This window comes from Streptomyces sp. NRRL S-378 (assembly GCF_000720645.1).
GTDB lineage: Bacteria > Actinomycetota > Actinomycetes > Streptomycetales > Streptomycetaceae > Streptomyces.
On record NZ_JOBX01000004.1, the window covers coordinates 1 to 26,371 of the forward strand.

Annotated in this window: 14 protein-coding genes and 1 tRNA gene; 8 read left to right on the forward strand and 7 right to left on the reverse strand. The window is 72.9% G+C overall.

The window, feature by feature from the left end; translation table 11 throughout:
• Both IH80_RS0104025 and IH80_RS0104030 read left to right on the forward strand, forming a co-directional pair.
• Positions 1–608: PQQ-binding-like beta-propeller repeat protein (locus IH80_RS0104025; protein WP_030957731.1), on the forward strand; the 608-nt coding region annotated here is incomplete at its 5' end.
• A 26-nt stretch (positions 609–634) separates the two neighbouring features.
• On the forward strand, positions 635–2,722 hold the full coding sequence (locus IH80_RS0104030) for a protein kinase domain-containing protein (protein ID WP_030957733.1): 2,088 nt from the start codon (positions 635–637) through the stop codon (positions 2,720–2,722).
• Positions 2,723–2,748: 26 nt separating this feature from the next.
• On the opposite strand, the gene IH80_RS0104035 is transcribed toward IH80_RS0104030, so the two are convergent.
• The 3 genes from IH80_RS0104035 to IH80_RS0104045 form a co-directional block, all read right to left on the reverse strand.
• Positions 2,749–3,348 (reverse strand): DUF5825 family protein, encoded by a 600-nt coding sequence (locus IH80_RS0104035; RefSeq protein ID WP_158943270.1) that lies wholly within the window; start codon positions 3,346–3,348, stop codon positions 2,749–2,751.
• 68 nt (positions 3,349–3,416) lie between these two features.
• Positions 3,417–5,336 carry a RiPP maturation radical SAM C-methyltransferase gene (locus tag IH80_RS0104040; RefSeq protein WP_030957738.1) on the reverse strand — a complete coding sequence of 640 codons (1,920 nt, stop codon included), beginning with the start codon at positions 5,334–5,336 and terminating at the stop codon, positions 3,417–3,419.
• Between the two features lie 157 nt (positions 5,337–5,493).
• Entirely contained in the window at positions 5,494–8,616 is a 3,123-nt protein-coding gene (locus IH80_RS0104045; RefSeq protein ID WP_158943272.1) for an AfsR/SARP family transcriptional regulator, read from the reverse strand.
• A 391-nt stretch (positions 8,617–9,007) separates the two neighbouring features.
• Between IH80_RS0104045 and IH80_RS0104055 the strand changes: the two genes are divergently transcribed.
• From IH80_RS0104055 to IH80_RS0104080, 6 genes are all read left to right on the forward strand, one after another.
• Entirely contained in the window at positions 9,008–10,387 is a 1,380-nt protein-coding gene (locus IH80_RS0104055; RefSeq protein WP_051808762.1) for a lysine N(6)-hydroxylase/L-ornithine N(5)-oxygenase family protein, read from the forward strand.
• 11 nt (positions 10,388–10,398) lie between these two features.
• Positions 10,399–11,778: an aspartate aminotransferase family protein gene (locus IH80_RS0104060; RefSeq protein WP_037878865.1), complete on the forward strand. Its 1,380-nt coding sequence runs from the start codon at positions 10,399–10,401 to the stop codon at positions 11,776–11,778.
• On the forward strand, positions 11,775–12,593 hold the full coding sequence (locus IH80_RS0104065; protein WP_051808764.1) for a homoserine O-acetyltransferase/O-succinyltransferase family protein: 819 nt from the start codon (positions 11,775–11,777) through the stop codon (positions 12,591–12,593). Before IH80_RS0104060 ends, IH80_RS0104065 begins: the two co-directional genes overlap by 4 nt.
• An 82-nt stretch (positions 12,594–12,675) precedes the next feature.
• Positions 12,676–13,890, forward strand: a complete 1,215-nt coding sequence (locus tag IH80_RS0104070; RefSeq protein ID WP_158943274.1) for an aspartate kinase — start codon at positions 12,676–12,678, stop codon at positions 13,888–13,890.
• A 14-nt stretch (positions 13,891–13,904) separates the two neighbouring features.
• Positions 13,905–15,206: an MFS transporter gene (locus tag IH80_RS0104075; RefSeq protein ID WP_030957750.1), complete on the forward strand. Its 1,302-nt coding sequence runs from the start codon at positions 13,905–13,907 to the stop codon at positions 15,204–15,206.
• Between the two features lie 72 nt (positions 15,207–15,278).
• On the forward strand, positions 15,279–19,367 hold the full coding sequence (locus IH80_RS0104080; protein ID WP_051808770.1) for a non-ribosomal peptide synthetase: 4,089 nt from the start codon (positions 15,279–15,281) through the stop codon (positions 19,365–19,367).
• A gap of 159 nt (positions 19,368–19,526) precedes the next feature.
• Here the strand turns inward: IH80_RS0104080 and IH80_RS0104085 are convergent.
• The 4 genes from IH80_RS0104085 to tmk form a co-directional block, all read right to left on the reverse strand.
• Positions 19,527–19,603: transfer RNA gene (locus IH80_RS0104085), tRNA-Thr, on the reverse strand.
• Positions 19,604–19,773: 170 nt separating this feature from the next.
• On the reverse strand, positions 19,774–21,345 hold the full coding sequence (locus tag IH80_RS0104090) for an alpha/beta hydrolase (protein ID WP_030957755.1): 1,572 nt from the start codon (positions 21,343–21,345) through the stop codon (positions 19,774–19,776).
• A gap of 315 nt (positions 21,346–21,660) precedes the next feature.
• Entirely contained in the window at positions 21,661–22,872 is a 1,212-nt protein-coding gene (locus IH80_RS0104095; RefSeq protein WP_030957756.1) for a DNA polymerase III subunit delta', read from the reverse strand.
• Between the two features lie 74 nt (positions 22,873–22,946).
• The gene (gene tmk, locus IH80_RS0104100; RefSeq protein ID WP_030957757.1) at positions 22,947–26,237 is read right to left on the reverse strand and encodes a dTMP kinase; all 3,291 of its coding nucleotides are present in this window, start codon (positions 26,235–26,237) and stop codon (positions 22,947–22,949) included.
• Between the last annotated feature and the right edge of the window lie 134 nt (positions 26,238–26,371).

Here is a 26,371-nt window from a genome sequence, read left to right on the forward strand (position 1 = left end):
CCCCGCACCTGCACTTCCTGTCCGCCCGGGCCGTCGGCAAGCACCTCGTCCTCGTTCAGCAGTCCGCGGATGCCGAACCGCGCCTCGTCGTCCACGACGCCCTGACGGGCAGGGCGCTGTGGGACAAGCCGCTCCAGGGCGCGCAGCCGGTCCTGAACCGGGCCCACCTGGCGGTGGACGACCGGCACGTGTACCCGGGAGCCGGCGAACTGGTCGCCCTCGGCCTCGCCGACGGCAAGCCGGTCTGGCGCTTCGAGGGCCTGACCCCCAAGGCCCGGTTCGGTCCCCCGGCCGTCAAGGACGGCGTGGTGTACGCGGTCGAGGAGAACCGCGGCCTCGTCGCCCTCGACGCCGTGAGCGGCGCCCTGCGCTGGGCGGAGAAGAGCCGCGCGGTGGCCCCCGAGGACCTCGCCGCCCCGCCCGCCGTCGGGATCTCGTACGTGTACACCTACGCCGGGGCCTCGTCGGGGCTGGTGGCCACCGACATCCGGACCGGCGCCGTCAGCCATCCGTTCAAGGCCGCCCGGGCCCGGTACTTCGCCGACGCGACCGCCCAGCGGCTCATCGCGATCGGCGGCGAATACGTCGCCGCGTACCCCCTCGCCTGAGCACCTCACAGAAAGCCGCACCCACCATGAAGCCCCTGGAATCCGGAGATCCGATCCGCCTGGGCCCGTACCGCATCCTCGCCGTCCTCGGCGAAGGCGGCATGGGCAAGGTCTACGTCGGCCAGGACGGCGCGGGACAGGCGGCCGCGGTGAAGGTGCTGCACCCCCACCTGGCGCACGATGCGGACCTCGGCCGGCGCTTCGTGCGCGAGGCCGAGGTGGCCCGGGCCGTCGAGAGCGGATCCGTGGCCCGGGTCCTGGACGCCCGGACGGAGGGCGGGCGGCCGTGGATCGCCACCGAGTTCCTGACCGGGCCGACGCTCGCCGATGCCGTACGCGCCCACGGCCCGCTCGACGAGCCGACCGTACGGGCCCTGGCGGCGGCCCTCGCCGGGGCGCTGCGCGACATCCATGCCGCCGGCCTCGTCCACCGGGACCTGAAGCCCGCCAACATCGTGCTCACCGCGGCGGGCCCGCGCGTCATCGACTTCGGCATCGCCCGCCCCGAACACGGCCTCACCCTCACCGCCACCGGCCAGGTCCCGGTCACCCCCGGCTACGGCGCGCCCGAGCAGGTCCTCGGGCAGCGCGTCGGCCCGGCGGCGGACGTCTTCTCCCTCGGCGCGGTCCTGGTGTACGCGGCGAGCGGGCACCACGCCTACGAGGGTTCGCACGTCGCGGCCGTGCAGTACGAGGTCGTCCACGGCGAGCCGCGCCTGGACCGCGTACCGCCCGCACTCCGGCCGCTGATCGGGCCGTGCCTCGCCAAGGACGCGGCGGCGCGGCCCCTGCCGGAGGCGATCGTCCGGTCGTCCGCCCCGCCCCGGGGCGCCGACCGGCTCTGGCGGAAGGGAGCGGTCGCGCAGGACATCACGACGCGCGAGCACGGCCTCAACCGGCTGACCACCGTGCCGGGCGGGGTCGCACCGCGCTCCGTGTCACGTCGCCGCCTGCTGACGGGTCTCGTCGCCGGCGGATCCGTACTGGCGGTCGGCGGCACGGCCGTGTGGTGGAGCCGCCGGACCGGCCCCTTCGACATCCCTCCGGCCGTGCGGACCCCGGAGGCCAGGGTCTTCGACCCGAAGAAGGGCGACTACGTCCTCGGCGAGACTCCGGCGCCGCTCTGGAACGTCCCCTCGGCCGTCTCGGACGCCACGCCCGCGCCCCTGCCCGTACGGGACGTCGTCATCGTCGGGGCACCGAAGGGCGGCATCGCCGCGCGCAGCGTCGTCGACGGCACGCTCCGCTGGTCGGCCGAAAAGGTGGCGGCCACCGGCCGCTACCTGTCCCTCTCCGACCGGCTGGTGGCCGCCGCCGACCGCGACGGCACCCTCGTGACCTTCGTCGCCTCGACCGGCGAGCCGAAGTGGACGTCGCCCGCCGAGGCCGCTTCCCTCCTCGCCGCGGACGACGAAGCCGTCTACGTGATCACCCAAGGGGGTCGGGTGCGCAGCATCGGCCGCTCCGACGCCGGGATCCGCTGGACCGTCGGCGTCGACGCGGACCTCGGCAAGGAGGCCGCCTCCCGCGGCCTGGTGGCCCAGGGCCGGCTCGTCGTCACGGCGGCGGACGGGTCCGTCGTCGCCCTCGACACCACCGACGGCCGCAAGGCGTGGGACCGCCGCGAGCAGTCCGACGACGGCCGGGCGAAGGCCGCCGTGTCGGGCCGCACCCTGTGCGTGACCGGCAAGAACCTCACCGCCGTCGACGTCGTCGACGGCAAGGAGCTCTGGACGGCCGCGAATCCCGAGCCGAAGGCCGGCATCACCCCCTTCTGGGGCCCTCCGACGATCCACGGCGACCACGTGTACGCGACCTACCTGAACCTGCCCCTGCGCCACGACCTGCGGACCGGCCGGGGAACGGACTGGAACTACGCGGGTCTCCTCGAATGCGACCCGCCCAGCCCGCTTGTCGTGCAGGGCAGCGGCATGTGGTCCGTCACCGTCAACCGGACGGAGGGAGGGGTCAACGTCGTCGACCTCTCGCCCGAGAACCGGACGCCGTGGGTCTTCCGCATCATCAAGAACCCCACCCGCTACTGGATCACGGCCGACGCGAACCGCGTGTTCCTCCTGGACGGCACGACGCTCGCCGCCCTCCCCGTGTTCTGAGCCGCCGGGACGCGCCCGCCCCCGGGTCAGACCCGGAAGGGCGGCTGGGGCCAGCGGTGGGGCCGGTGGGGGGCCCACCACCAGAGGTCGCCGATGCCGAGCAGGAGGGACTCCGCCGCGAGGTCGGCCCGGACGGCGGGGTCGACGCCGTCGGCCGACGGGGCCGCCCGGACCACCTCCACCGCGGCGAGGTAGTCCGGTTCGTCGATGACGATCCGGTTCAGTACGCCGGGTCGGTGGTCGCGGATCTCCAGGAAGCCCGGCCCCTTCCGGACGAGGCACTTGCCCAGGAAGAAGCCCTCGGCCCAGGCCGACCGGAGCTCGGCCGCGTCGGCCGGCCCCTCGACCCGGGACGGCGGGTAGAGGTGGCTGAGCGCGTACGCCGACGGACCGGTCCGGCAGGCCCCCGCGTCGGGCAGCCGCACGCGCCAGTCGACGACGACGCCCCAGGCGGTCAGTTCCCGGACCAGGTCCAGGACCCGTACGGCGCAGGTCGGTTCGGACGTGGCGGACAGATCGACGAGGGCGCCGAACTCGGCCCTGCGCACCCCCGTGCGGTACAGCTCACGGGCGGTGTGCGCCGCGTCCGCGGAAGCGTCGGCGACGGTGATGCTGCCGAGGTGCATGCCCGGGAGCGTCCGTGCGTGGTCCCGGTAGTCCCGCCAGAGGTCTATCACCGGTTTGCGGGCGGGGATCACGAGGCGGCCCCGGGCCCCTGCGCGGCGCCGGGCGCCCGGGCGAAGTCCCGGGTCAGGTCCGGGGCCGAGCCGCCCAGGCGGGTCAGCTCCGCGTTGGTGCCCAGGGGCACGACGTGGACGTACCGGCCGGCGTCCTCGAAGAGGAGCCCGGCCTCGCCCCACTCCGCCAGCAGTTCGGCGACCCGGGCCGGGGAGACGCTGGCGGTGAACCTGGCGCTGAGCCGGTGGGTCAGCGACTGGACGCTGCGCGGGTCCTCCAGGAGCCGGAACGCGGCCACCTCGACCGGGTCGGTGATGGTCCTCGTCGTCCAGTCGAAGTCTTCCCGCCGGTTGGTCAGCACGATTCTCGATCCGATGTCGTAACGGGTCAGGCTGCTGTGGAGGTGCTGGTCGCGCCACCGCTCGACGGCGGCGCCGAGCTCCTTCGCGACGGTTTCGTCGATGCCGGCGCGGGGGGCGTCGAAGAGGTAGGCAAGGTCGTACAGCTCCGTCTCCGGCAGGTCGTACACGACGCCGTAGTGGGAGGCCGGCCGCAGCGGCGCGAAGCCCAGCTCCGGCCGGTCGAAGTAGGGGCTGAACCTCTCGATCTCGATGCGGGTGACGCCGTCCGGCGGGGTGAGGTGGGCGAGGGCGGGGAACTGCCGGATGATCTCGGTGTAGTCGCGCTCCCTCTCGCCGGGGAACCCGTAGAGGTAGTTCCACGTGGCCCACAGGCCCGCGGACTGGGCGTCCCGCAGGTGGCGCACGTTCTGGCAGCCGGTGACGCCCTTGTCCATCAGGCGCAGGACCCTGCTGCTGAGGCTCTCGATCCCGGGCTGCACCTGCACCAGACCGGCGTCGGCGAGCGTCTTCAGATGGCGGTAGCGGAGGTTGGACTTGATCTCGTAGTGGAAGCGCAGATCGTGGTCGAGGTCGATCAGGGCGGGCAGCACGCTGCGCAGGTATCCCATGTCGAGGATGTTGTCGACGACGAGGACGTCGAGCACCTGGTGCTGCCGGGTCTGTTCCACGATCTCGTTCAGGAACGTCTCGGGGGCCTTGCTGCGGAAGGCCATCGACGATCCGTTGAGCCCGCAGAACGTACAGTGGTGCTTCTCGCCCCACCAACACCCGCGGGATCCTTCCAGGACCAGTTTCGGCTCGATCCGGGAACGGGCCGCGGAGCTCTGCACCCGGGTGAAGTACGGCCGGAAGTCCGGCTGCTTCAACTCGCCGGGCGGGAGCGGGAACCGGGGCATGTCGTTCGCCCGGTGCGCACCGTCGTCGCCGCGCCAGCACAGACCGGGAACCGTACCCGGCTCCACCTCGCCGCGGACCACGCCGAGCAGCGCGGGGAACGCCCGCTCCGCCTCGCCGCGCACCACGTAGTCGACGGCGGGGAAGTTGCGGTGCAGGGCCGCCCCCTGCGGTCCGTCGCAGTTGGCGCCGCCGAGCACCGTGGCGGTGCCCGGCGACAGCCTCTTGACCGCTGCGGCCGTGGCCAGGGCGGCCGTGTTCTGCTGGAACGTGGTGGTGAAGCCCACCACGTCCGGACAGGTGTCGGCGATCCTCACGGCCAGTTCCTCGACGAACCGTGCGGACGCCTCGTGCAGGGCCAGGCACACGTCCCGCAGGTGCGGGACGAGGCCGGGCGCCATCTGCTCCTCGAATTCACGCACCCGCCACTGCGGGACGCCGTGGAGGGCGCCGGAGAACACCCAGTCCCCGTAGCCTTCGAAGTACGCGTGACTGGCGAAGAACTCGTAGTCCTCGACCTGCAGTCCGATCGCGTCCGCCGCCCAGTCGAAGTAGTCCAGGTTGGCGTTCACCGTCTCCACGTCCGCCCGGTGGGAGCGGCCGATGGAATGCAGGATCCCCAGCGCGAGGGACGGCGTGTCCAATGAGGCCCACGGCATGTTCACCAGAGTCACACGCATGTACGGAGCAGCCCTCCGGTCTGTATCAGGGTCCTTCCACCGCAAGAGGCCTGCGCACGCCGATGACGTCCGTGCCCGATCTCTTGCTCTCCGCCATCGCGCGTGGGTCGACGTGGATGGTGGTCTTCTTCACGATGGTTCCCGTCCGTTTCCGTGGTCAGTGGATCGGTTGCAGAACGGGAACTCTAGGCAGCGTCACTACCGGATTCCTTCCGGTCACTCTGCGTGCAACCTGCGCGAGGATCGAGTCGAGGCAGTGGGCCGGCGCGGGAGTGCCGACACATGCGGCCAGCTCGGCGTGCTCCATGCGCAGCACTCGGCCCGCGGCCGGGTCCTCGGTGTCCAGCGCCTGGCAGAGCAGCTCGACGGCGGAGAGCAGCACGTGGTGGACCGGCTCCGCCCCCAGCAGCCGGATGGACTGGGTCAGCCGCTCGACGGCCCGGTCGATGTGGCCGTCGGCGAATTCCAGGGAGGCCAGCACGTAGAAGAGTTCGCCCATGCCGAACTCCAGGTTCATGTCCCGCAGGACGGCGTGCCCCTCCTCGATGAACCGCCGGGCCGAGGGATCGCGCAGCTCCAGCAGGCACAGGCCCAGCGTGAGGCCGCTGAACGCCTCGTAGGGGCGGTCCCCCAGCTCGTGGAACGCCGCGAGGGCCGTCTCCGCCTTCTCCCTCGCCTCCTGGAGCTCCCCGCGGTGGCGCAGTACGACGGCCCAGTGGCGCAGCGCGAGGGCCTCCTCGCGCCGGTTGCCGGCCAGACCGCTGAGCCGGACCGCCTCCTGGAAGGCGTCCGACGACAGCTCCCAGCGCCCCTGCTCGTAACGGATCGTGCCCAGTTCGCGGGCGGCCACCGCCTGTTCGAGCGGGCTGGCGGAGGCCAGGGCCGCCTCGGTGGCCGCGGTCACCTCGGTGAGGGCGGGTCCCAGCCGGCCCAGTGCCCGCAGCGCTCCCGCCCGGATCACCAGGCACTCGCTCCGCAGCGCGGTGAAGCCCAGCTCCTCGAAGGCGGCGGCGGCCCGGTCCACGAGCTCCAGGCCGGCTTCGGGATCCCTGCGGATGCACCGCAGCCGCGCCAGTCGCAGGGACATGACGCCGACACCGGCGGCGTCGCCGTCGGCCTCGGCGGCCGCCAGGGCGAGCCGGTGGCTGGCCTCCCAGTCGTCGTAGTGGTGACGCATCTCCAGGAAGTCGGTGGTGCTGTCGGCCAGTTCCCAGGCGGTCCGGCCGAATCCGTGCGAGCAGGCCATCGCGACCGCGGAGGCCAGGGCCGGGCGCTCGGCCTCGAACCAGAGGTAGGGGTCCTCGACGATGTAGTCGACGTCGGAGCGGTCGAATCCGTCGTAGCGGTTCGCCGGGCCCTGCGCCGCCGCCGGCCATTCCCGGGCCCGCGCACCGGTGATGCGCTGCGCCGCCGTGGTGGACAGCGTGAGCCACCCGTCCAGCACCCTGCCCAGGGCCTCGCGGCACTGCGCCTGCGAGTACTCGGCCTGGGCCCGCTCCTTGGCGTAGAGGCGGACCAGATTGTGGTACCGGTAGCGGGTCTGTCCGGCGGCGTCGCATCCGATGACGTCGAGGAGCTGGGTGCTGACGAGTTCCTCGATCAGGTCCTCTGCCTCGTCGATGGTGATGCGCAGCAACGGGGCCAATAACCACGACGCGAAGTCCGGTGTGTCGATCAGGCCCAGGAGGCAGAACGCCTCGCGCTCGCGCGGCTCCAGTTCCTCGTAGCCGGTCTCCAGGGTGGCCCGCACCTCCAGGTCGCCGGAGACCAGCACGTCCAGGCGCCGCCGCTCGTCGGCGAGGCGGCGGGCGAACCGGGTGATGCCGCCCCGGGAGTGCTGGGCGAGCCGCGCGGCCGCGATCCGGACGGCCAGGGGCAGGTAGCCGCACAGCCGGGCGATCTCGGCCGTGGTGGCCTCGTCGCCGACGACGCGGTCGCGCCCCGCGATCCGTTCGATCAGGGCGCCGGACTCCTCCGCGTTGAACACGTCGAGGTCGACGTGCGTGGCGGACTCCAGGCCGCTGAGCCGCGGCCGGCTGGTGATCAGCACGACGCAGCTGGGCGAGCCCGGGAGCAGCGGTCGCACCTGCGCCTCGCTGACGGCGTCGTCGAGCAGGATGAGCATGCGGGAGGAGGCGGTCCGGCTGCGGAAGAGCTCGCTGCACTCCTCCAGGTCGTCCGGTATGCCCTCCTCCCCGACGCCGAGCGCGCGCAGGAAGCGTTTGAGCGCCACCAGCGGGTCGAGTGGCCGCGTGTCCGCCGTGCGCAGACGTATGTACAGCTGTCCGTCGGGGAACTGGTCGGCCACCCGGCGTGCGGCCTGCACCGCGAGGGTGGACTTGCCGACCCCGCCCTTCCCCGAGAGGGCGACGAGCGCCAGTGACTCCTTGTCGCCCGTCGTCAGCGTCTCGCGGATGCGGCCGACCTGTTCGGCGCGCCCGGTGAAGTCGGCTATGGACGGCGGGAGCTGGGCCGGGACGACCGGGACGATGGGGGACCAGACACGCTCGGGCACCTCGTCGGGCGCCTTGCGGGGCAGGTCCAGAGCGGGGCCGCCGACCAGGATCGCCTCGTGGAGCCGCTGGAGCTCGCCCCCCGGCTCCAGGCCGAGCTCCTCGGCGATCAGGGTGCGCCCGGCCTGGTAGACGGCGAGGGCGTCGGCCACCCGCCCGCAGCGGTAGAGCGCCAGCATCAGCTGACCGCGCAGCCGCTCCCGCAGCGGCTGCTCCCCGACGAGCGCCTTGAGTTCGCTGACGAGTTCGCCGTGGCGGCCCAGGGACAGCTCCGCCTCGATGCGTTCCATGACGACGCCGATGCGGCGTTCCTCCAGCGCCGGTGACTCGGTCCGGATCAGCTCCTCCGTACCGTCGGCCAGTGGCTCCCCCCGCCACTGGGCGAGGCCGGCGCAGTACGCCTCCACCGCCTCGAGTTGCCGGTCCTGAGCTAGCGCCGCCCTCGCGTCCGCGACGGCCCGGTCGAAGGCCTGGAGGTCGAACCGGTGCTCGCCGAGCTGGAGTCGGTAGCCGTTGCCCGACCGGATGATCAGCTCCGGCCCCAGCTCTCCGCGCAGCTGGGACACGCACTTCTGGATCTGGGCCACGGCGGTCGGCGGCGGCGATTCCCCCCACAGGACCGCGACGAGTCGTTCCACCGGGACGACGTGCTCGGCCCGGAGCAGCAGCGCGGCCAGCACCGACCTCGTCTTACGCCCGTTGAGTCTGACTGCGAGTCCGTCGCGCCATGCCGTGATCGGCCCGAGAACACGGAACTCGTATGTCACGCAGCCCCCTCCTGATCCCCTCCGCCGTATGCGGATACGGGACTCCCACCCCCACCTGATGACCTGCGCTTCTGGACGATACCGCACGGTCGGAAGCCCGGCGGAAGGCAACCGGTAGCGGTCAGTGAAAAGCTCATTACATCTCGGACGGCTACGGAAGCTGCAGTTCAAATGACCAGAAATGCGGACACCGATACAGCGGCCGGGGACACCGCCGGCCCCTCGCCGGCAAGCGATCTCACCGGCCCGGACGCCGCTCAATGGGCGGTCCCGCACGCAGCGGGGACCCTCAGCGACGGCGCGTTCTTCGCCGGCCGTCATGCGGCCGGGCCGTACTCCGACGGCGCTTGCGCGGACGTGCAGGCGGTCTCCCGTCCGTGAACCAGCCGGCATGCCGTCGGCATGCCGAGCACATCGACCCTGGAGGTTCAACGTGCACGATGTCTATGACGTTCTCTGCGTGGGATACGGACCCGCGAACGTCGCCGTCGCCGTTGCGTTCGAGGAGCTGTGGCCGCAGGCCCGGGTGAAGTTCCTGGAACGCGAGCCCGGCCCCTACTGGCAGCGCGCCATGCTCCTGGACGGCTCGGACATCCAGAACAATCCGCTGCGCGACCTGGTGACTCCGCGCAACCCGCGGAGCCGGTACACCTTCACCAACTTCCTGCACGAGCAGGGCCGGCTCTTCAAACACCTCAACCTGCCCTCCCATTACCCGCTCCGCAAGGAATACGCGCGCTACGTCCAGTGGGTGGCCGAGAACGTGAGCGCCGACGTGGACTACGGCTGCGAGGTCACCGGCATAGGCGTGACGCCGTCCGACGACGGCCAGCTGGTCGAGGTCACCGCCGCCGACGGCAAGACCTACCACGGCCGCTCCGTCGTCGTGGCCCCCGGCCGTACGCCGAACGTTCCCGCGGTCTTCACCGGCGTACCGGCCCCGCACCTGTTCCACACCTCCCAGTTCCTGCCCAACATCGCCGATCTGGAGCGGGACTTCGACGGCACGCTCGCCGTGGTGGGCGCAAGCCAGAGCGCCGTCGAGGTCGTGCTCGACCTGATCGCGCGCTTCCCCGCCGCCCGCATCGTCAACGTGATGACCGGCTTCGGCTACCGCCTGAAGGACACCAGCCCCTTCTCCGAGGAGGTCTACTTCCCGGAGTTCGTGGACTACTACTTCAAGGCCACGGAAGAGGGCAAGAAGCGGCTGCGCGACCAGCTGCGCCCGACCAACTACTCGGCCGCCGACGCGGACGTGGTCAGCGCCCTCTACATGCGCATGTACGAGGACGAGCTCGACGGACGCGACCGGGTCCGGCTCTTCACCAACCGCCGCGTCGACGCCGTGGAGCGCACCGCCGAGGGCGTCGCACTGGACGTCACCGAGCACATCACCGGTGAGCGCGAGCGCATCCACGCCGACCGGGTGGTCCTGGCCACCGGCTACCTGGACCTGGGCATCACCGGCCGCACCGAGCAGCTCCCGCCGCTGCTCAAGGACCTGACGGACGTGCTCGGCGTGACGGACGGCCGCCCGCTGTCCGTCGGCTACGACTACGGCGTCGTCCCGCACCCCGCCTTCGAGGGCGAGGTCCCGCCGATCTTCGTCAACGGCCTGTGCGAGTCCACGCACGGTCTCGGCGACGCGGGCTCCTTCAGCCTGCTGGCGCTGCGCTCCCAGGCCATCGTCGAAAGCCTTGAGCGGCGCCTGGTCGCCGAGCAGGGAGCTGCCGACCTCGTCGCCGCCCAAGCGGCCGGCTCCGACATCTGAGAGTGACGATCATGCAGACTCTTGAAGCGACCTCACCGAAACCGGCGGTCGACCTCACCCAGCCCGGCCCCAACGGACGCGTGCTGCTCGACAGCCAGGCCGCCACCGAGTCCAACGCCCGTACCTACCCGCGCCGGATCCCCGTCGCGATCGCCGAGGCCTCCGGGTCCTACATCACCGACCTCGACGGCCGTCGCTACATCGACTTCCTCTCGGGCGCGGGTGTCCTCGCCCTGGGCCACAACCACCCCGAGCTCGTCGCCGCCGTCACCGAGCAGCTGCCGAAGCTGACGCACGGCCTCGACTTCCCGACGCCGGTGCGCGACGAGTTCAAGCGCCGCCAGATCGCGATGCTGCCCGAGCACATGCGCGACGACGTCAAGATGCACTTCTGCGGCCCCACCGGCTCCGACGCCGTCGAGGCCGCGATCAAGCTGTGCAAGAAGGCGACCGGCCGCGGCCAGGTCGTCGTCTTCCAGGGCGCCTACCACGGCTCCACCCAGGGGGCCATGTCCCTCACCTCGGAGCACGCGCCCAAGACCGGACTGCAGAACCTGCTGCCGGGCATCCACTTCACCCCGTACTCCTACTGCCACCGCTGCCCGATCGGTCTGGCACCGGAGACCTGCACCACCAACTGCGCCGACGTCCTGGTCAACACGCTGACCGACACCCACGGCGGCGTGCAGCTGCCGGCCGCGATCATCATGGAGCTGGTCCAGGGCGAGGGCGGGGCCATCCCGGCCCGCCACGAGTTCGTCCGCCGCGTCGCGGACACCGCCCGCGAGCTCGGCATCCCGCTGATCGTGGACGAGGTCCAGACCGGCTGCGGCCGCACCGGCACCTGGTTCGCCTTCGAGCAGTACGGCATCACCCCGGACGTCGTCGTGGCCTCCAAGGGCCTCTCCGGCATGGGCCTGCCCGTCGCCGCGATCCTCTACCGCAAGCACCTGGACACCTGGACGCCGGGCAGCCACATCGGCACCTTCCGCGGCAACAACCTCGCCTTCGCCAGCGCCAACGCCTTCCTGGACGTCGTCGAGCGCGACCAGCTGCTGCCGCACGTCCGCGTCATCGGCGAGCACCTCCTCGGCGAGCTCAAGCGGTTCGGCGACAGCGCGCTCGTCTCCGACGTGCGCGGGCTGGGCCTGATGCTCGGCATGGAGATGGCCGGCAGCGGGTCCCTCGACGCGACCGCGGTCGCGGCCAGGTTCCAGCAGGAGGCACTGCGCCGCGGGCTGATCGTCGAGCTCGGCGGCCGGGGCGACTGCGTCGTCCGTCTGCTGCCGCCGCTGAACATCACCCGTGAGGTCGCCGACGACGCCGTGGCCATCCTGCGCGACGCGCTGGCCGCGCTGGAGTCGGAACTCGCCGTGGAGGCCGGCCGATGAGCACGCTCATATCCGGACTCCCCGGGCGCCCGCCGCGCATCGGCATCGTCAACCTGATGCCGCACGCGGAGCAGTACGAGAACTGGCTGATGCCGCAGCTGTCGCTGGCGCAGCCGTTCGAACTGCAGTGGATCCGGATCTCCTCCCGCCGCTTCAGCCTGGACGACCCGGACCGCATCGCCGCGACCTACCGCACCTACGAGGAGGCCACCGCGGACGCACCGCTGGACGGCCTGATCGTCAGCGGCGCCGCGGTGGAGCACCTCCCCTTCGAGGAGGTGCGGTTCATGGACGAGCTGAACGACATGCTGCAGGACGTCCACGGGCAGGGCTCGCCGATCCTGGGCCTGTGCTGGGGCGCGATGGGCGTGGGCCACCTGCTCTACGGGCTGCCCAAGGACATCTACAGCGTCAAGATCTCGGGCATGTACGAGACCGAGCTGCTGGCGCAGGACGGCCCCGTCGCCTCGGCCCTCGACGACCGTTTCTGGTCGACGCACAGCCGCTTCGCCGGGTTCGACGACAAGGCGCTGGACGCCAGCACCACGGTCCGCGCCCTGGCCCGGGCCGAGGGCGCCGGCACGGTGATCGCCGAGTCCTACGACCACTCCGTCCTCATGCACACCGGCCACCCCGAGTACTACGGCTCGCGCCTGGCGGAGGAGTACCACAGGGACGTCGACCAGCAGGTGGCCGGCGTCAAGGCACCGGTCGGCGTGGACCTGGACCAGCCGCTGCGGCTGTGGCGCAGCCACAGCCTGGCGTTCTTCGCGAGCTGGGTCCGACTGGTCGCCGACCAGTCGGCCGCGCGCTAGAGGACGGGGAGGACCTGTGTCATCAGTGTCATCTGTGCCATCCGCGTCCGCGGCACACCCGGCCGGGCGCGTACTGCGGCCGGTGGTATGGAAGTTCGGCGGCTCCTCGGTGGGCGACATGGACCGGCTGCGCCGGGTGGCCCAGCGGCTGGTGGAGGCCAGGCGCGCGGGGGCGGACGTCGTCGCGGTCCTCTCCGCGATGTCCGACACCACCGACGACCTGCTGGAGATGGCGAACGGTCTCACGACGCAGCCCGACGCGCGCGAGCTGGACGCGCTCCTGGCGGTCGGCGAGTCCATGTCGTGCGCGCTCGCGGCGATCGCCGTGCACGAGCTCGGTGAGCGCGCCGTCTCCCTCAACGGCCGCCAGGCCGGGGTGCTGACCGACACCGCGCACGGCAACGCCCGTATGCAGTCGATCGACCCGGGCCGGATCGTCACCGCCCTGGAGCAGGGGCTGATCGTCCTGGTCACCGGCTACCAGGGCGTCACCGACGACGGTGACGTCACGACGCTGGGCCGCGGCGGCTCCGACGCCTCGGCGATCGCCGTGGCGGCGGCGCTGGGACTGCCCGAGTGCGACATCTGGACCGACGTCCCTGGTGTCTTCACCGCCGACCCCCGGGTCGTCCCCGACGCGCGGCGACTGGACCGGCTCAGCCACGAGGCGATGCTCCAGCTGGCCGAGGCGGGAGCCCAGGTCATGCAGCCGCGGGCGGTCGAGCTCGCGGCGGCACACGGTGTCGCCATCCACGTCCGGTCCTCGTTCACCGGCGAGCCGGGCACGTGGATCACTGAATCCAGGGAGGAGAACGACATGTTCGAGACGGCCAGGATCATCGGTGTCGCCCACCGCCGGCACGACCCGCTCTACCAGGTCGACGGCCTGACGCCGGCGCAGGTCTCGGCGGCACTCGCCGGGCACGGACTGCCGGTCGGATCCATCATCGGCAGCCCGGGCGAGCTCCGGTTCACCTCGCCCGGCGCCGAACCGCAGACGGTCATCGCCGCCCTCGGCGACGTCGGCGCCGTCGTCAAGGTCCACGACGAGGAACTCGGCAGCGTGAGCGTGGCCGGGGACGCCTGCGGCAACCGGTCCGAGGTCACCCTGCAGATCCTGGAGTCCCTGGAGCGCACGGGCATCAGACCGGTGCTGGTCACCAGCACCCCCAGCCGCGTCTCCTGCCACGTCGCCTCCGGTGCGGTCGACGAGGCCGCCCGCATCCTGCACCGCGCCTTCAACCTGCACACCGACGCTGCCGCCCCGCAGCCCGTCGGCGCGGGACTGGCCAACTGAGAGGGGGCGGGAGCATGACCACCACGCAGGGGAACGAGGACACCGCGGGCCGACGCGGCGTCCTGGCCAACCGGGACTTCGTCAAACTCTGGAGCGGGCAGACGGTCTCCCTCGTCGGCTCCCAGGTGACCGACATCGCGCTGCCGCTGGCGGCCGTCCTCACCCTGAACGCCAGCGCGTTCCAGATCGGCCTGCTCAACGTCGCCAGGTTCGCACCGTACGTACTGGTGACCCTACTGGCCGGAGTCTGGTTCGACCGACGGCGCAGAAGGCCGACCCTGATCGCCTCCGACGCGGTCCGGGTGGTGCTGATCGGCGCCCTGCCGGTGGCCCACCTGCTCGGCGTGCTCTCGCTCCCGTGGCTGTACGTCGTCGGGTTCATGGCCGGCGTGGCGACGGTCCTCTTCGACGTGGGGATCCTCTCCTACATCCCGGGGCTCGTCGACAAGGACCACCTGGCGGACGCGAACAGCAAGATGACCGCCAGCTACTCGGTCGCCGGCATCGCAGGCCCCGGCCTGGCCGGCTTCCTGGTCGGCGCACTGACCGCGCCCGTCGCGCTGACCGTGGGCGCCACCACCTACCTGGCCTCGGCCGTGGCCCTGTGGTGGATCCGCCGCCCGGAAGCCGAGCCGGAGCGGCCCGCCGAGCCGAAGTCGGTCCGCGCCGACATCGTCGAGGGCCTGCGCACCGTCGTCGGCAGCCGGATCCTGCGGCACCTGGCGGCACAGTCCGCCGTGTTCAACCTGTTCGAGAACGTCATGACGACGGTCTTCCTGGTCTACGCGGTGAGGTCCCTGGGACTGAGCCCGTTCCAGCTCGGCCTGGTCGTCGGGGCCGGCTCGGTCGGCGCACTGCTGGGCGCCACGTTCTCCGGCCGGATCAGCAAGCGCCTGGGCTTCGGCCCGGCGCTGCGCCTGGTCACGCTGCTGGCCTGCCTTTCGCCCGTCCTGCTGCTCGTGCCCGGGGACACCGGCCTGCTCTCCCTGGTGATCCTGGGCGGGACGCTCGCCGTGCACGGCTTCCACCTGGCCGTCTTCAACGTCAACTCGCTGACCCTGCGCCAGACCGTGACCCCGGCCCGCCTGCTGGGCCGGATGAACGCCAGCTACCGGCTCATCCTCTACGGCACCATCCCGCTCGGCGCCCTGCTGGCCGGCTCGCTGGCCTCCCTGTTCGGGCTGCGCGCCGCCCTGGCCGTCGGTGTCGCGGGTATCGCCCTGCCGGTGGTGTGGATCGCCTTCTCGCCCGTGTACCGGCTGCGCGAGATGCCCCAGGGTCCCGTCGAAGCGGACCAGCCCGAAACCGTCGCCTGAGTCACGCGCGGCCATCGTGACCGTGCCCTTGACGCTGCTCCATCCACTGCTCGAAAGAAGGACTAACCAGTCATGTTGACCGATTCCCAGCGGGCCGCGCTGACCGCCAGGCTGCGTCGCACGGCCCCCCCGATCTCCTCGATCCCCCGCCGCTCGCCCGCGCTGCAGGACCTGCCGCTCTCCTACGGGCAGGAGCAGCTCTGGTTCATCGACCAGCTGGCCCCCGGGGAATCCACCTACACCATCGCCGGTGCGGTACGGATGACCGGCGTCCTCGACCGCCCGGCCCTCGGTGCGGCGCTGGACTCCCTGGTCGCCCGCCACGAGGCGCTGCGCACCCGCCTGGTCACCGTGGACGGCGCGCCGGTCCAGGTGATCGACCCGGCCGGACCGGTCGAGCTGGCCTTCGTGGACCAGCGGGCCGTCGCCGCGGAGGATATCGAGCAGCACTGGCGCGCCGCCGCCCAGGAGGAGACGTCCCGCCCGTTCGAGCTGGAGCGCGGCCCCCTGTTCCGGGCGCACCTGCAGCAGCTGGGCGACGAGGACCACGTCCTGCTGATCACCGTCCACCACACCGTCTTCGACGGCTCCTCGTTCCCCGTGCTGCTGGCGGAGCTGGCCGAGTCGTACTCCGGCGCCGTCGCCGGGACGGCCGCGCAGCTGCCCGAGCTGCCCATCCAGTTCGCCGACTTCGCCGTCTGGGAGCGCGACCGGCTGCAGGGCGAGACGCTGGAGGAGCTCACCGAGTACTGGAGCGAGAACCTCCGGGGCGCGCCCGTCCTCCAGCTGCCGACCGACCGGCCCCGCCCCCTCGTCCAGACCTACCAGGGGACCACGGAGTCCAGGGACCTCGGCGACAAGGTCCTGTCCCGGCTCACCACGCTCGGCCGCGACGAGGGCGCGACCCTGTTCATGACCCTGATGGCCGCCTACCACGTCCTGCTCCACCGCTACAGCGGCCAGGACGACATCGTGGTCGGCACCGTCAGCGCCAACCGCAGCCGCCCCGAACTCCAGCCGGTGATCGGCTACCTGATCAACACCCTGCCGGTCCGGGTCGACCTGTCCGGCGACCCGACCTTCCGCGAGGTCCTGGAGCGCACCAAGACCGCCACGCTGGGCGCCTTCGGACACCAGGACCTGCCCTTCGCGAAGATCGTCGAGGCCGCCAAGGCCCCGCGCGACCCCTCGCGCTCCCCGGTCTTCCAGGTGGGCTTCATGCTCTCCGACGACCAGAAGCGCGATCTGCGGCCCGGCGGCATGACCTGGGCCTCGGAGGAACTCCCCGCCGAGGCGGCCAAGTTCGACCTGCTGGTCTCCGCCGTCGAGAGCGGCGGCCGGCTGGGACTGAACCTCAGCTACGCCACCGCCCTGTACGACGCGGCCACCGCGCAGCGTCTGCTCGGCCACTTCGAGACGCTGCTCGACGGCATCCTGACCGATCCCGACGCCCGCATCTCGCAGCTGCCGATCATGACCGAGGCGGAGCTCCACCAGGAGCTCGTCGCCTGGAACAGCGACAAGGCCGAGTTCCCCGACTGGAACCTGCACCAGGCCTTCGAGGCCAAGGTCGCGGCGCACCCCGACGTCATGGCCGTCGAACTCGACGGCGAGGGCCTGACGTACGCCCAGCTCGACGCCCACGCCAACCAGGTCGCGCGGCGGCTGCGCGAGCTCGGCGTCGGCCCGGAGGCGCTCGTCGGTGTCAGCATGCAGCGCACCGTGCGCCGCATCGTCGGCATCATGGGCATCCTCAAGGCCGGCGGCGGCTACGTGCCGCTGGACCCGGAGTACCCCGCGGACCGCCTCGCCTTCATGGTCGAGGACGCGAAGATGACCGTCGTCCTCACCGACGGGGCCAGCGCGTCCGCGGTGCCGACCGACGACGTCACCGTGCTGGACCTGGACCGGTCCTGGAACGACCTCACCGCGCTGGACGACAGTGCCGTCGAGGCCACCGCCGACCCGTCGAACGTCGCCTACGTCATCTACACCTCGGGCTCCACCGGCCGCCCCAAGGGCGTGGTCGTCGAGCACCGCAACGCCGTCAACTTCTGCTACGCCGAGATCGAGTTCTGGCCGCTCGGCCCGGGGGACCGGATCCTGCAGTTCGCCTCGCTCAACTTCGACGTGTCCGTCCTGGACATCTTCGGCGCGCTGCTGTCCGGTTCCACCCTGGTCCTCGGCAGCACGCAGACCCTGCTCTCCCCGCCGCGGCTGGCCGACCTGATCCGCGGTGAGGGCATCACCTTCATGTGCCTGCCGCCGGCCGTGCTGAACCTGCTGGCCGAGGAGCAGTTCCCGAGCCTGCGCGTGGTCATCGCCGGCGGCGAGGCCTTCTCCTCGGAGCTGGTCCGCAACTGGGCGCGCCCCGGCATGCGCTTCATCAACGGCTACGGCCCGACCGAGACCACGGTGGGCTCGACCATGGCCCGGTGCCAGGACGACGGCATCGACCCGCCGCCGATCGGCCTGCCCCTGACGAACTACACGGCGTACGTGCTGGACAAGCACCTCAACCCGGTCCCGGTGGGCGTCGCGGGCGAACTCCACATCGGCGGCGCCAGCGTCACCCGCGGCTACCTGGGCCGCCCCGAGCTGACCGCCGAGCGCTTCGTCACGGACCCCTTCAGCGAGGTCCCCGACGCGCGCATGTACAAGACCGGCGACCTGGCCCGCCGTCTGCCGGACGGCAACCTGCAGTACCTGGGCCGGCTCGACCACCAGGTCAAGATCCGCGGCCTGCGGGTGGAGCTCGGCGAGATCGAGGCCGTGCTCGCCGCCCACCCCTCCGTCGCCCAGGCCATCATCATCGTCGGCGAGGACCAGGCCGGCCAGAAGAACCTCATCGGCTACGCGCGGACCAACCCCGACGCGCCGGCCGTCACCGTCGGCGACCTCCGGGCGCACCTGGGCGAGCAGCTGCCCGCGTTCATGGTCCCCGCCCACCTGGTCATCCTGGACACCTTCCCGCTCAACGCGAACGGCAAGGTCGACCGCGCCGCCCTGCCCGCGCCGGACGGCCCCGGGGACGCGGGCGACTACGTCGCCCCGCGCACCATCCTGGAGACGGTCCTCGCCGACATCGTCTCCGACATCCTCAAGCTGCCGCGGGTGGGCATCGAGGACAACTTCTTCGAGATGGGCGGCAACTCCCTCCAGGCGATGCAGGTGATCACCCGCCTGCGCAAGGACCTCGGGGTCGACACGGACGTGACGGCGATCTTCCTCGCCCCCACGCCCGCCCGGCTCGCCGTGGCCCTGGTCCAGAAGCACGGCCTGGAGGACGCCCCGCTGGACGAGCTGGACGACCTCGACGCCCTGGAGGAGGTGGCCGGCCCGGCCGCCCCGGGCACCACGGCCGTCGCCGCCGGCTCGGACACCATCGTGCCCCTGTCGGAGAACACCGACGGCGACCCGCTGTTCCTCTTCCACGCCGTCGGCGGCACCGTCTACCCGTACTTCGGGCTGATGCAGGAGCTCCAGAGCCGCTACCGCGTGCTCGGTGTGCAGGCCGCGGGCCTGCGGGCCGGCAGCGAACCGCGGAAGGACCTGCGGGAGATGGCCGACGCGTACACCGAGGCCGTCCGCCAGGCCCAGCCCGCCGGACCGTACCGCCTGGCCGGCTGGTCGATGGGCGGTCTGCTCGCCCTGCAGGTCGCCCGCCGCCTGGAGGCCGCGGGCCAGCAGGTGGCCCTGGTCGGTCTGCTGGACACCCCCTTCTCCGCGGACGACGTCTCCGGAGTGGGCGAGCAGGCCTTCGCCGCCCAGTTCGTCCTGGACGGCGCCCGGGCCCTCGGCCCCGACGCGGGCGAACTGCCCGACCCGCAGACCACGCCGGTGGCCGAGCAGCTGCGCTGGTTCGGCGAGAAGCTGACCGGCGGCTCGGGCGACGCGGAGGAGGTCCAGGAGGACATCAACCGCAGGTTCCAGGTGTTCAAGGCCCACATCACCCTGATCGGCGGACACCGCCCGGAGCCCGTGGCGGCCCCCGTCGTGGTGGTCTCGGCCGAGCAGTCCCCCGACCTGTCGGCGCTGTGGACCCAGCTGCTCGGAACCGGCACCCGGACCGTCCGCGTGCCCGGCGACCACTACAGCTTCCTGCGCGCCCCCGGCGTACAGCTGGCGGCCAAGGCGCTCCTGACCGCGGACGAGGCCTGACCCACCCACCGGGGCGCGGCACCCACCGCGCCCCGGCCCACCCGGAAACCCCAGGCCGGACCTCCGCCCTGGGGTTTCCCCGTGAGCCGCCCGGCCCACCGGAGCGGAAACGAAAAAGCAAAAGCCCCGGGTCACGGCGAGTGATTCCCGGGGCTTCGCTGGAGCCGCCTTCGGGATTCGAACCCGAGACCTACGCATTACGAGTGCGTTGCTCTGGCCAACTGAGCTAAGGCGGCACCGCTGGGGAGACAAGTGTTCCCTCGGAAGGGATCGCTCATCAGCAGCGGCGCCAAGTCTACAGGGTCCCGACGGGTGCCCTGAACCAGGTTCTGCGGGGACGAGTCCCAGGTCACACGTCGGGCGGACACGGCCGGACGGGCAACGGGCTACGCGTTCGCGCGGTGGGTCAGCACTTCTTGCCGTCCGCCGGGGGCTTGCCCTCGAGGAGGTAGCGGTTGATCGCGGTGTCGATGCAGTCGCTGCCGCGTCCGTACGCCGTGTGGCCGTCGCCGTCGTAGGTGAGGAGGGTGCCCGATTCGAGCTGGCCGGCCAGTGCCTGCGCCCACTTGTACGGGGTCGCCGGGTCGCGGGTGGTGCCCACCACCACGATCGGCGCGGCACCCTTCGCGGTCAGCGGCCCCGCCTGGCCCGTGGGCTTCACCGGCCAGTACCCGCAGTTCAAGGCGGCCCAGGCCAGGCCGGCGCCGAAGACCGGGGAGGCCTTCTGGAAGGAGGGGAGGGCCGCGTCGACCGCGTCCGGGCCGTTGAAGGCCGCGGGCTGGTCCAGGCAGTTGACGGCGGCGTTCGCGAACATCAGGTTGGCGTACGTGCCGTCCGCGCCCCGCTCGTAGTAGCTGTCGGCCAGCCCCAGCAGGCCCGATCCGTCGCCGTTCATCGCCGAGGTCAGCGCCTCGCGCAGCTGGGGCCAGGCGTTCTCGTCGTAGAGCGCGGCGATCACCCCGGTCGTCGCGAGGGCCTCGCCGAGCGGGCGCTTGTCGTCGCCGCTGGGCACGGGCTGTGCGTCGAGCTTGCGGAAGAAGTCCTTCAGGCGGTCGGCCACCTGCTCCGGGCTGCCCTGGCCCAGCGGGCAGTCGGGCTGCTTCGCGCAGTCCTTGGCGAAGGAGGTGAAGGCCGTCTCGAAGCCCTCGGTCTGGTCCCGGTTGAGATCGAGCGCCTGCCGCGTGGGGTCCATCGCGCCGTCCAGGACCAGCCGGCCGACCCGGTCCGGGAAGAGGTTCGCGTACGTCGCCCCCAGGAGTGTGCCGTACGAGGCGCCGACGTAGTTGAGCTTCCCGTCGCCGAGGACGGCGCGCAGCAGGTCCATGTCGCGGGCGGCGTCGACGGTGGAGACGTGCGGCAGGACCCGCTTCGAGCGGGTCTCGCAGCCCGCCGCGAACTCCTTGAAGGCCGCCACCAGGCGGGCCCGCTCGGCCGCGTCGTCCGGCGTCTGGTCCACCTGGGTGTACTTGTCCATCTCCGGGCCGCTCAGACACTCGACGGGGCTGCTGCGTTCCACGCCGCGCGGGTCGAAGGACACCATGTCGTACCGGGCGCGGACCGGAGCGGGGTAGCCGATGCCCGCGTACGCCTGGAGGTAGCCGATGCCGGAGCCGCCGGGGCCGCCCGGGTTGACCACCAGCGAACCGAGCCGCTTGCCGGGACCGGTCGCCACCCGGCGGGCCACCGCGATGTCCACGTCCTCGCCGGACCCGGGGTTCGCGTAGTCCAGCGGGGCCTTCATGGTCGAGCACTGGAATCCGGGGACACCGCAGTCGCGCCAGGTCAGCTTCTGCTCGTAGTACGGGCGCATCGCGGCGGCGTCGGGGGACGGGGGCACCGACGGCGTGCCGCCGGCCTCCCCTCTCGCGGACGCGGCGGTCCGGAGCGTCTCCGGTCCGCCCGAGGTGCAGCCGGAGAGCAGGAGCCCGGCTGCTGCGATCACGGTCCCGGTGGTACGCAGCACGCGACTGGTGTCCATCCCCGGAGCCTACGTCCTGTCGGGGGCGCGGGCGGGCCCCGTCCGCCGGACGGACCCGGACCTTCCGGTGTGCTCGCCGGGCGAGGCACGGACCGGGCCCGCTCCGGCGCCGGCAGCCGGCTCACCCGTACGGGTGAGCCGATCGGCACCGTGATGACCCGCTGGACGGCCCAGGAGGTGGCCCGGCAGCGGGCCCCACCCCGGCCCCGGCAGCGGCGCCGGGGTGGCCCTGCAGCGGCCCAGGAGGTGGCCCGGCAGCGGCGCCGTGGTGGCCCGGCGGGGCATCCGGCCGGGCGGCCGGGCCCGGGCTCCCGGTCAGCCCGCGCGCAGGGACATCGTCATCGCCTCCACCGCGAGGAGCGGGGCGACGTTGCGGTCGAGGGCGTCCCTGCAGGCGATGATCGCCTCGATCCGGCGCAGGGTCCGCTCCGGTCCGGAGGCCTTGGCGACGCGCTCCAGGTCCTGCCGTACGTCCTCGTTGGCGATGGCGACGGCGGTACCGAGCTGGAGGGCCAGGACGTCGCGGTAGAAGCCGGTCAGGTCGGTGAGGGCGAGGTCGAGGCTGTCGCGCTGGGTGCGGGTCCGGCGCCGCTTCTGCTTGTCCTCCAGCTCCTTCATGACACCCGCCGTACCGCGCGGCATCCGCCCGCCCGTCCCGGCGGCGGCGCCCAGGGCGGCCCGGAGCTCCTCGGTCTCCTTGGTGTCGACCTCCTCGGCCATCTGCTTGGCGTCCTCACCGGCGGCGTCCACCAGCTCCTGGGCGGCCTTCAGACAGGCTCCGACGTCGTCCACCCGGAGCGGGAGCTTCAGGACCGTCGCCCTGCGTTCCCGGGCACCCTCGTCCGTGGCCAGCCGGCGGGCGCGGTCGACGTGCCCCTGCGTGGCCCGCGCGGCGGCCAGGGCCGCCGCGGGCTCGACGCCGTCGCGCCGCACCAGCATGTCGGCGACGGCCGCGACCGAGGGGGTGCTGAGGCCGAGGTGGCGGCAGCGGGAGCGGATGGTGGGCAGCACGTCCTCCAGCGAGGGCGAGCACAGCAGCCAGACCGTGCGGGACGCGGGCTCCTCCACGGCCTTGAGGACCGCGTTGGCGGACTTCTCGTTCAGCCGCTCGGCGTCCTCGACCAGGATGATCTGCCAGCGTCCCGTGGCGGGGGACGTGTAGGACTTGCGGACGGTGTCCCGCATGTCGTCGACGAGGATCTGACTGCCGACCGCGGCGACGGTGGAGACGTCCGCGTGGGTGCCGACCATCGTGGTGTGGCAGCCGTCGCAGAACCCGCAGCCCGGCTCACCGCCGAGGGCGCGGTCCGGGCTGGTGCACTGCAGCGCCGCCGCGAAGGCCCGGGCGGCGGTGACCCGCCCGGATCCCGGCGGTCCCGTGAAGAGCCAGGCGTGGGTCATCTTCGAAGCCGTCGGCGGCGCGGTCCCGTCCGTGGCGGCCGTGACCAGCGCGTCGGCGTCGCGGGCGGCGGCGGCCAGCTGCGTCTGGATCCGCTCCTGACCCACCAGGTCGTCCCATACGGGCATCCCGCCCACCACCTCTCACTCTCCGTGCACCCATTGTGTGGGGCGCCACCGACAATCCCGTACCGCCGCCCGCGTCAGCGGCGGCGGCGCTTCCCGCGTTCGCCCTCGTCGCCCTCGTCGCCCTCGCCCTCGTAGGCGTCGTCCCGGTGGCGGCCCAGCAGCTCGTCCGCCAGCGTCGGCAGGTCGTCCAGGGGGGTCTCCTCCGCCCAGTCCGGCCGGGGACGGCGCGGCCGGCCGTCGTCGTCCAGGACCGGGAGCTCCCGCGTCCGGTCGTTGCCGGAGTCCCGGAAGATGCCCGACGGAACCCGGTCGGCCGGGTCCTCCTCGGGGCGGCGGGCCGTCGGCCGCGTGGCGGACCGGGCCGGGCCGCTGCCGGTGCCCTGCGGGGCGTCCGGGCGTACGGGCGGAAGCACCGCCGTCTCGTCGGCCGGACGCACCGGCGGCAGCACCGCCGTCTCGTCCACGGCGGAAGCCGCGGACGACGCCGGCGCCGCCGACGCCGGGTCGATCTTCGGCACCGGGACGGTCTGGGTCACGTCGTCCGGGCGGACGACCCGCTTGACCGCCGGGGTCTCGATCGTCACCGCGTCGTCCGGGTGCGGATCACCCTTGGTCATGTCGATCTTGCGTGCGGGCGCCGCGCCGGAGCCCTGCGCCGGTGCGACCGGAGCCGCCGCGCCGGAGTCCTGCGCCGGTGCGGCCGGAGCCGCCGGGGCCTCGGCCGCCGCCGCAGCAGCGGCCCGGGCCTCCGCGGCGGCGGCTGCGGCCGCCGCCTTCGCCGCGGCCTCGGCCGCCTGCGCCTCGACCAGCCGGCGCGCCTCCTCGGCCTTCAGCAGGGCCTCCTCGGCCCGCCGCTGCTTCTCCAGCCGCCGCTCCTCGGCCTCGGCCCGCAGCCGGGCCTCCTCCTCGGCCTGCCTGCGCAGCCGCTCGGCCTCCGCAGCGCGCGCCTTCGCCTCGGCCTCCACGCGCAGCCGCTCGGCCTCGGCCCGCGCCCGGGCCTCCTCCTCGGCCCGCAGCCGCTCCTCCTCCGCCTTGCGGGCGGCCTCGGCCTCGGCCCTGATCCGCGCCTCCTCGGCCTCGCGGGCCTTGCGCGCTTCCTCCTCGGCGCGCAGCCGTGCTTCCTCGGCCTTGCGCGCCGCCTCCTCCTCGGCCTTGCGCCGGGCCTCCTCCTCGGCCTTGCGCCGGGCCTCCGCCTGCGCGGCCACCTCGGCTTCGGAGAGCGGCAGCATCCGGTCCAGGCGGTGCCGTACGACCGTGGTCACCGAGTCCGGGTCCTGCCCGGCGTCGACCACCAGGTACCGGCCGGGGTCGGCGGCGGCGAGGGTGAGGAAGCCGGACCGCACCCGCTGGTGGAACTCCGCCGGCTCCGACTCCAGCCGGTCCGGCGCCTCCGTGAACCGCTCCCGCGCCGCCTCCGGCGACACGTCGAGCAGCACGGTCAGGTTCGGCACGAGCCCGTCGGTCGCCCAGCGCGAGATCCGGGCGATCTCCGTCGGGGACAGGTCGCGGCCGGCGCCCTGGTAGGCCACCGAGGAGTCGATGTAGCGGTCGGAGATGACGATCGCGCCGCGCTCCAGGGCCGGGCGCACCACCGTGTCCACGTGTTCCGCGCGGTCCGCCGCGTACAGCAGGGCCTCGGCGCGGTTCGACAGCCCGGCCGAGGAGATGTCGAGCAGGATCGAGCGGAGCCGCTTGCCGACGGGGGTGGCCCCCGGCTCCCGGGTCACGACGACCTCGTGCCCCTTGCCCCGTATCCACTCGGCGAGCGCCTTCACCTGGGTGGACTTGCCGGCTCCGTCGCCGCCTTCCAGCGCGATGAAGAACCCGGTCGTGGAGGGGGCCTGGACGGGCTCCCCGCCGCGCAGCGCGTCGCGCAGGTCGCGCCGCAGCGGCACCCCGCTGCGGTCGTCGGCCTTGGTGAGCACGACGACGGCGACCGGCAGCAGCAGCGCGCCGACGAGCATCAGGGTGAAGGCGGCCCCGCCGTGCGAGAGGACGGCCTCGGCGCCGGTGAGCCGGTGCGGGCCGATCACCGCGGCCAGGACCGGCGCGGCGACGGCGCCGAGGGCCACGGCCACCCGGACGACCGCCTGGAGGTGCTCGGTGACCCGGGCCCGGCGGAACTCCTCGGTCTCCTGGTCCAGCAGGGTGTGGCCGCTGTTGGCCGCGACGCCCGCGGCGGTGCCGGCGAGCAGCGACAGGAACAGCGCGGTCGCCATGTCCGGGACGAGGCCGCTCAGCAGCAGCGCGAGGCCCGCGACCGCTAGGGCGAGGGCCAGCAGCCGGCGCCGGGACAGCCCGGGCAGCACCTTGCCGGCCTGGGTGGCGCGGATGCCGGCGGCGGTGCCGCCGACCAGCGCGAGGACGAACAGCGCGAAGGCGGCCGGGCCCCCGCCCAGGTCGAAGGCGTGCAGCACGGACACGGCGACGGCGCTGGAGACCGCTCCGGCGACGGCGGCGCAGCTCAGGACCAGCAGGGGGATGGCACCCGTACGGCCCTTGTCCGGCCGGTCTCCCGCCTTGGGGGCGCGCAGCCCCTCCAGCGGGGAACGGGGCCGGGGGGTCGCCGTGTCGGGCAGCACCAGCGGGAGCAGCAGCGAGACCGACGCGGCGAAGAGGCCGGCGGCCACGTACGAGCCGAGGGCGGCCTGGTTCACGGCGAACCAGTCCACGCCGAGGCCGAGCGCCTTGCCGACGAGGGTGGCCGCGAGCAACGCGGCCGCCGCGACGGGGAGCGCCGCGAAGGCCGTGCGCAGGGTCAGGCGCCGCAGGGCGTCCATGTGGTCCGGCAGCGGCCGTACGGTGGCGCCTTCCGGCGGCGGCTCGGGCAGCAGCGCGGGGGCCGCGCTCTCCTTGGCCAGCGTCCACAGCCGCTCGGCGGCGCCGGACACGAAGACGGTGGCCAGCAGCGCGGTGAGCGCGTGGGCCGGGATCCAGTCGAGCCACAGCGGGGCGACGACGAAGAGCGCGATGCGGACCCCGTCGGCTCCGATCATCGTCCAGCGGCGGTCCAGCTTGCCGTTCGCGCCGACGAGCCCGGCCAGCGGGCCGAGCAGGACCGCGCCGAAGAGCAGGGTGGCGAGGATCCGGACGCCGAAGACGGCGGCGACGGCGAGGGCCGCACCGCGGTATCCGCCGCCGAAGGCCCCCTCGGTGGCGGCTGCCTGAAGGGCCAGCAGAACCAGCACCAGCAGGGCGAGGGCATCACCGATGCCGCTCACCAGCTGGGCGCTCCACAGGCGGCGCAGCCGGGGGGTGCGCAGCAGTGCGCGCACCGCACGCTCGCGGGAATCCGCGGCTAGGGCTTCGTCGTAGGTGGGGTTCGCCGGAGCGGTCACGACCGCCGGCTGCTCGGCTCGCGTCATCCGCCCAGCCTATCCGCTGCGCCTTGCCACTGCGGAGGCCTGTGGACGAGCCCGGGTGTGACCCCGGACCCACCTTCCAGGCCCGGCCCGCGTGAAGGGCGTGCCGGGGGTGGACCGGGGCGGAAACACGGGAG

Bases quoted from the DNA above. Each gene is read 5' to 3' on its own strand.
- IH80_RS0104040 (WP_030957738.1), bottom strand. From the start codon at position 5,336: ATGCGTGTGACTCTGGTGAACATGCCGTGGGCCTCATTGGACACGCCG.
- IH80_RS0104060 (WP_037878865.1), top strand. From the start codon at position 10,399: ATGCAGACTCTTGAAGCGACCTCACCGAAACCGGCGGTCGACCTCACC.
- IH80_RS0104095 (WP_030957756.1), bottom strand. From the start codon at position 22,872: ATGCCCGTATGGGACGACCTGGTGGGTCAGGAGCGGATCCAGACGCAG.
- IH80_RS0104075 (WP_030957750.1), top strand. From the start codon at position 13,905: ATGACCACCACGCAGGGGAACGAGGACACCGCGGGCCGACGCGGCGTC.
- IH80_RS0104065 (WP_051808764.1), top strand. From the start codon at position 11,775: ATGAGCACGCTCATATCCGGACTCCCCGGGCGCCCGCCGCGCATCGGC.
- IH80_RS0104035 (WP_158943270.1), bottom strand. From the start codon at position 3,348: ATGCACCTCGGCAGCATCACCGTCGCCGACGCTTCCGCGGACGCGGCG.
- IH80_RS0104080 (WP_051808770.1), top strand. From the start codon at position 15,279: ATGTTGACCGATTCCCAGCGGGCCGCGCTGACCGCCAGGCTGCGTCGC.
- IH80_RS0104090 (WP_030957755.1), bottom strand. From the start codon at position 21,345: ATGGACACCAGTCGCGTGCTGCGTACCACCGGGACCGTGATCGCAGCA.
- IH80_RS0104030 (WP_030957733.1), top strand. From the start codon at position 635: ATGAAGCCCCTGGAATCCGGAGATCCGATCCGCCTGGGCCCGTACCGC.
- IH80_RS0104055 (WP_051808762.1), top strand. From the start codon at position 9,008: ATGCCGTCGGCATGCCGAGCACATCGACCCTGGAGGTTCAACGTGCAC.
- tmk (WP_030957757.1), bottom strand. From the start codon at position 26,237: ATGACGCGAGCCGAGCAGCCGGCGGTCGTGACCGCTCCGGCGAACCCC.